The organism is Rahnella sp. P4_A8 (genome assembly GCF_056402435.1).
In genome coordinates this window covers 1-5,753 of sequence record NZ_JBFUHK010000114.1, presented here as the reverse complement: position 1 = coordinate 5,753, position 5,753 = coordinate 1, and the positions used below count along the sequence as shown (strand labels likewise).

Here is a 5,753-nt window from a genome sequence, read left to right as displayed (position 1 = left end):
CACTTACAACGTTGCCTATTGGGGTAACAACTATTTTGACGTCAACGAACTGGGCCACATCAGTGTCTGCCCGGATCCTGACGAGCCTTCTGCCCGTGTTGATCTGGCACAACTGGTGAAAGACATGCGTGAGCAGGACGGTCAGCGTCTGCCGGCACTGTTCTGTTTCCCACAAATTTTGCAGCACCGTCTGCGTTCGATTAACGCGGCGTTCAAACGTGCGCGTGAATCGTTCGGTTATGAGGGTGACTACTTCCTGGTTTATCCGATTAAGGTTAACCAGCATCGCCGCGTGATCGAATCGCTGGTGGAATCCGGTGAACCTCTGGGTCTGGAAGCCGGCTCGAAAGCTGAACTGATGGCCGTTCTGGCGCACGCCGGGATGACCCGTTCCGTGATCGTGTGTAACGGCTATAAAGACCGCGAATATATTCGTCTGGCGCTGATCGGTGAGAAGCTCGGTCACAAGGTATATCTGGTTATCGAGAAGATGACTGAGATTAAACTGGTGCTGGAAGAAGCCGAACGTCTGAACGTGATCCCACGTCTGGGTGTGCGTGCACGTCTTTCCTCGCAGGGCTCCGGTAAATGGCAGTCCAGCGGCGGCGAGAAATCCAAATTCGGTCTGGCGGCCTCTCAGGTTCTGCAACTGGTTGAAATGCTGCGTGAAGCAGGGCGTCTGGAAAGCCTGCAACTGCTGCATTTCCATCTGGGTTCACAGCTGGCGAATATCCGTGATATCTCGACCGGCGTGCGTGAGTCTGCGCGTTTCTACGTTGAACTGCACAAGCTGGGCGTCAACWTTCAGTGCTTCGACGTGGGTGGGGGGTTGGGCGTGGATTACGAAGGCACCCGTTCGCAGTCTGACTGCTCGGTGAACTATGGCCTGAATGAATACGCTAACAACGTCATCTGGGGTATCGGCGATGCCTGTAACGAACATGGCCTGCCACACCCGACGGTGATCACCGAGTCTGGCCGCGCCGTGACCGCGCACCATACCGTGCTGGTCTCCAATGTGATTGGTGTTGAACGTAACGAGTTCAAAGAGCCGGTTGCGCCTGAAGATGATGCACCGCGCGCGCTGGGCAGCATGTGGGATACCTGGAACGAAATGCACGATCCGGAAAACCGCCGCTCATTGCGTGAATGGCTGCACGACAGCCAGATGGATTTGCATGATGTCCATTCGCAATACGCACACGGTATTCTGGATCTGACGCAGCGCGCCTGGGCGGAAGATATCTACCTGAATATCTGCAACAAAATTCAGGATCAGCTGGATCCGAGCAACCGTGCACACCGTCCGATCATTGACGAATTGCAGGAACGTATGGCGGACAAACTGTACGTCAACTTCTCGCTGTTCCAGTCTATGCCGGATGCGTGGGGTATTGATCAGTTGTTCCCGGTGCTGCCGCTGGAAGGTCTGGATAAGCCACCGGTAGGTCGTGCTGTGCTGCTGGACATCACCTGTGATTCCGACGGCACTATTGATCACTACATCGACGGTGACGGCGTAGCCACAACCATGCCGATGCCGCCGTACGACCCTGAGAATCCGCCGGTGCTGGGCTTCTTTATGGTCGGTGCGTATCAGGAAATTCTCGGCAACATGCATAACCTGTTCGGCGATACTGCAGCAGTAGATGTCTTTGTCTTCCCTGACGGCAGCATTGAAGTGCAGCAGTCCGACGAAGGCGATACCGTGGCGGACATGCTGGAATACGTGCAACTGGACCCGAATGTGTTGCTGGCCCGTTTCCGCGATCAGGTAAAAGAAACTGATCTGGATGCGGAATTGCAGGCGCAGTTTGTTGAAGAGTTTGAATCCGGATTATACGGTTATACGTATCTGGAAGAAGATGAGTAATTCGTTGAAATAATACGTCGTATTACCGTCACAATAATATGGCGAAGGGGTCCTCCTTCGCCATTTTTTTACTATTCATAATTGACAACAAAAGTACCAGTGGCAGAGAAGCGTCCTACCGAAATACTCCTGGAATCGCCGACCAGTTGCGCGTTGAACTGTAATTGTTTAGATGAAGGCATATTCAAATCAGTCACTGAGTAAACGGAATTGGTGTCGTTAGGTTTCAACTGGCTGCCAGAACCTGTGGTAATTTTCACACCCACACCCGTTGCCGCATTTGATGTCACTGAATTACCCAACAACATATTGTTCCCCGGCGCGACAATATTCGTCGTCATCCGGGTTTTAAACATGTTCACATTCGTACAGCCGGAAGCATTCAGGCTGAATTTCGTCACGCTGGTAGCCCCTGAATTGACTTTTGCTGCACTGTAATCCCCCAGCGGGATAGTACCGCCGCCCGCACTGCTGACCAGCGCAGTACAGGTTGGCGTTTGCACGGGGAAGGAGAAAGTACTCATATTCAGACTAATATGATGGTTGTTAATGTCCTCCTTACCCACCCTGAATCCACCAATATAACCCGCCGAAGCCGGTCGAATGGAGGTTACACCTGCGGGTATACCGGTGAACTGGGGGGTCTGAAAAAGCACAATATAGTAATCATACCACTGACCCCCATCCATTGAGCTTTCCATATTGTTGGTATACTGTGCCGTGGTTTCATTTTCAAGGTAAAAATAAGGCATAAAAGCTTGAATTCTGTAACTGGCCCCGGTGCCTCTGATTTGAACTGAATAGAGGATCCCCGGGATATTGGTGGCATATAATCCCGCACTGGGGGAAGCACCCGCGTAATCGTCAACCTGAGGAATGGCGCCGGCGATCCCATATAAAATCTCACCAGAATCACCCGGGCTACAATCGGTACGCGCATTCTTAGTTGTGGCTGCTTTTTGATTTAAGTCCGTAATCATTTGCGTCCTGGTCACATGCGGTAACAGGGAAACCACAGAGCCGGAAAAGCTTAATGTTGCGGTGTAGGGGGCATCCCTGAAATAACATTCTACTGCCGCCTCAGCCGGTTTAACGGTTAAATCCCCCGTTAGTACTAATAAAGCGGTAAAAATGAATGTACGGATGAAACGAGACGACCGTATATACACTGTATTAAAAGGTAAATGATTATTCATAGCTAACACTCACTAATACTTTTGATGTAACCCGGCCTGCTGAGACAGCGCCTGTATTCTGATAACGTGTATAGAAGTGATAGTCCGTTATTTCAGCAACGGGTGTTGCGGCGTTTATCGGGAAATTCACATCGGAAGAACCGTCTGCCTCCAGCACATTGGTGTTGTATTTCTGGGAAAATATCACCAGGCCCACGTTATCGGCGCCATCTGCTGCACCGTCTGTTTCGCTGATAAATACCTGTTTAGAGCCAGGTGCGAAATTTCCTGATTGCGGGGCAAAACTGAAATGAACATTCTCTATCACATCCGTGCATTCGCTCAGGCTAACAGTGAACGGATAACCGCCCAGCTGATCGGTGGGTAATATTGGCGCAGGCGGGGAACCGCGATCATCAAAATAATTGACGCTAACGGTAGGTAAATGAATGGCGCCGCCATTTTGTACGGTTAACTGGCAGGTCGTCTCGAGAATATTAGCTTGTATATTCAGGTTGAGATCACTTTCCGCACTGGTGACGAAAGGAAACCCCACGGCTAATACCGTTAACAAACGTAATAATGTATTATTCATATTCACCGGGTGATTTATCATATTCCTTCCATTAGTCTTTGCTCGGCGATTTATTGATAGATAATCACAAACGTGATCGGTGCAATAAAGTTCCCTGAGGTAACATTTGATAGTGTACTGCCTGCTGCAATCACCATTCGGGCATTCATATTCAGGGTTGTGCCCGCAGTGGTGAGTGTGACCGTTTGCGGTGTGGCTCTGTCGACACAACTGAACTGAGTGCCGCTGTCAGGTGCATTCCGCCAGAGTTCAACCGCAGTCGCCGCTGCAGTGCCGCCATTGTTGGCAAATGAATCACCACTGGCTCCGGTACCGGAGCAGGCTCCTGCTGTTGGGTTGGCGGTGATCTCGGCGGATTTAACGCCGGAGCAATCGCTGAAAACCAGTTTAAAAGGCTGAATTTTACTTTTCTGTTTCAGTTCTGATTTATAGACATCATTAAAGTTAATGGCGGATGTCGGTGTCCCTGATGAGTTTTGAATCTGGGCAGCACAAGTCCCTGCTTCAATAGTAGAAGTAAAAGTAGCGGTTAAATTTTCAGTCGGCGTGAGCTCAACGGCATGTGCTGAACACGTCATGATGAATGCTGCTGAAAGCAGTAAAATTTGTTTGGGTTTCACGTTATTTTTCTCCATGCAGATCTTTCATAACCTGTTTTTTCTATTTTATTCATAGTTAAAGTTAAAGGTGGCAACGGCGCTGAAATTCCCCGTTGTTCCTTTATTTGCTTGCGTTTCTTGCAGGCGTGAAATCAGGGTGACCTCTTTTGCATTGATTTCTGCGCTGCTCCAGTTGAGCCGCTGGCTGTCATTGGTGGAATTAATCACAAAAGGCTGGTTTGAAGCCGAAGCCCGTGCAATAGAAACGCCCAAAAAGGAGGATGCCCCTTCACCTGTAATTCCACTAGTAATCAATGTGTCAGCATAATTTGACTGCGTGCCCCTTATGGTGGTTTTAATCGATGTGACTCCCGCCGGGCATTCCACAATTTTTATTTTGAAGGTTGCCGTAGCAGCATTATCACCGGCAATAATTTTATCTAACCCCACCTTTCCGCCCGAACCAACAGGAATGGTATTGTTAATGCCATTTCCTGAACCGCCTTCCAGTCTCATTTCACACGTCGTTTCAATAATATTAGCGCTAAAAGTAACGTTAACATTTTGTGCGAAARTCGGTGTCATGTTCATATTGATAAATAAAGCTGAAAATATCGAGAATGATATTCTGTATCCCTTTCTCATTCTTTTTCTCCTGTTTATTCTATTTACCCGGAAATCAATGGGTGATTGTGCAAAGGATATTTTTTAACATGATTGTCATGTTCACTTTTTCTGGGGTTTCCGGGATGGAATAATTAATCTGACAGGATTGGTCAGACTGACTTCCCCAGACAACATGCAGTATCCCTTTATCATCGATACCGCGAATGAAAGCCATTCCGCCCTGGCCCATATTTCCCACGAGGATGTTTTTATCATTAAAAACATCAGCACCTAAAGGAATGAATCCGTTATCGGAACGTTGCAACTCCATAATAACTGAGCGGCCTTCATCGGTTTCGAAATTAACTAATACCACTGAACCACTGCGCGGGTAGGTAATCGTGCTGGTATTAACAATATTAACGTCTGCCTCCAGTGTGCTGATGTCCAGACCCACCGTATTTTCCTGATAGGGTGAAAGATAAGGTGTGATTGCATATCCGTTACTGTCAATCCGACCTTCACCCGTACTCATTTTTGTGCCCTTCGCCCCTTTGGCGCTGACCAGTGCCAGCGTATCGGAGTCATTGATGTTTCCGGGAGCAAATGTAATCCCGTCAGCATGAATAACCATACCTCCGCTGGAGCCGAAGGAAGCCTGCCGTCCTCCGTCATCGGTTAAAGAGGCGGAAAGACTCACGGGGCCGTAAGCGCTGTTATAGCTTCCGTATCCGCCAATTTGATTTAAATTCTCTGAGTCGGCGAGTGAAGATGACGTATTAACGCTGTAGTTGTAGCGATTATCCTCGCTATAACCGCCAGCACTCATGTCCATTTGCGAGGAGCCTTTAAAGTCAGTGCTTATGCCGGCATTTAGGTTGGTAAATCCACCGGGACGTTTACCC

6 protein-coding genes are annotated in these 5,753 nt (G+C 48.8%); 1 reads left to right on the top strand and 5 read right to left on the bottom strand.

The genetic code is table 11. The features are described from left to right. Window positions 1-1,873: biosynthetic arginine decarboxylase (speA, locus tag AC1DUO_RS23095; RefSeq protein WP_477988928.1), on the top strand; the 1,873-nt coding region annotated here is incomplete at its 5' end. A gap of 71 nt (window positions 1,874-1,944) precedes the next feature. Here the strand turns inward: speA and AC1DUO_RS23090 are convergent. The 5 genes from AC1DUO_RS23090 to AC1DUO_RS23070 form a co-directional block, all read right to left on the bottom strand. Further along, window positions 1,945-3,069: a fimbrial protein gene (locus AC1DUO_RS23090; RefSeq protein WP_013576813.1), complete on the bottom strand. Its 1,125-nt coding sequence runs from the start codon at window positions 3,067-3,069 to the stop codon at window positions 1,945-1,947. After that, the gene (locus AC1DUO_RS23085) at window positions 3,062-3,664 is read right to left on the bottom strand and encodes a fimbrial-like protein (RefSeq protein ID WP_013576812.1); all 603 of its coding nucleotides are present in this window, start codon (window positions 3,662-3,664) and stop codon (window positions 3,062-3,064) included. Before AC1DUO_RS23085 ends, AC1DUO_RS23090 begins: the two co-directional genes overlap by 8 nt. A gap of 29 nt (window positions 3,665-3,693) precedes the next feature. After that, a complete protein-coding gene (locus AC1DUO_RS23080; protein ID WP_240433005.1) occupies window positions 3,694-4,263 on the bottom strand; it encodes a fimbrial protein in 570 nt (189 codons plus the stop codon). A gap of 45 nt (window positions 4,264-4,308) precedes the next feature. Continuing rightward, entirely contained in the window at window positions 4,309-4,887 is a 579-nt protein-coding gene (locus AC1DUO_RS23075) for a fimbrial protein (protein WP_477988926.1), read from the bottom strand. Between the two features lie 34 nt (window positions 4,888-4,921). After that, a partial coding sequence (locus tag AC1DUO_RS23070; RefSeq protein WP_477988925.1) for a fimbria/pilus outer membrane usher protein occupies window positions 4,922-5,753 on the bottom strand: 832 nt, incomplete at its 5' end.